Raw genomic sequence first — 470 nt, 5'->3', positions numbered from 1 at the left:
AGGATCACGTCATACCTGTCAACGGGCTTCACAGGTGTTGCCGGGCCATACGGCGCACCGCCTCTCGGATGCTGTTCTCGATCAGGGCAGCGCTGATGGTGTCTTCGAATTCAGCATGTGCCTGCGCGTGAATAGTCTTGGCGTTGATACCGCAGCGCGCTAGGTCGAAAACAAAGGCCACGACACGAGAGTCAAAATCGGCCACAGGCTGGTTTGCGATGTGTTGCAGGGTCAACATCACTCTTTCTCCTTGATCAGTTCACCAGAAAAACGCCACGTAAATTGCAGTGCTTCGAAACGAGTTCGGAAGTAAAAGACGGGGCTGATACGTTCACCATCCTTGGCACGGCCGTGGGCAAAGCACCACGAGTATTGGACGATACCGCGATCACGGAGCCACGCACAGGCCTCTGCGACCCACACATCGAGCACTCGGCTTTCGTCATGAACGAGCGGGAACTTGGTGCCGT

The 470-nt window shown here is 56.0% G+C and carries 2 protein-coding genes; both read right to left on the bottom strand.

Annotated elements, in window-relative coordinates:
- Nucleotides 1–28 precede the first annotated feature (28 nt).
- Entirely contained in the window at nucleotides 29–238 is a 210-nt protein-coding gene (locus AC1RP1_RS07860) for a hypothetical protein (protein ID WP_289859455.1), read from the bottom strand.
- Nucleotides 238–470, bottom strand: a 233-nt coding sequence (locus AC1RP1_RS07855; RefSeq protein ID WP_481762700.1) for a hypothetical protein, incomplete at its 5' end; no start/stop codon positions are given. The genes AC1RP1_RS07860 and AC1RP1_RS07855, both read right to left, overlap by 1 nt.

The sequence above is a fragment of the Dellaglioa sp. CoH-56-MRSF-13 genome, assembly GCF_056782095.1.
Note: the sequence above shows the minus strand (reverse complement) of the source record. Positions and strands in the feature narration are given on the sequence as shown.

Bases quoted from the DNA above. Each gene is read 5' to 3' on its own strand.
- AC1RP1_RS07860 (WP_289859455.1), bottom strand. From the start codon at position 238: ATGTTGACCCTGCAACACATCGCAAACCAGCCTGTGGCCGATTTTGAC.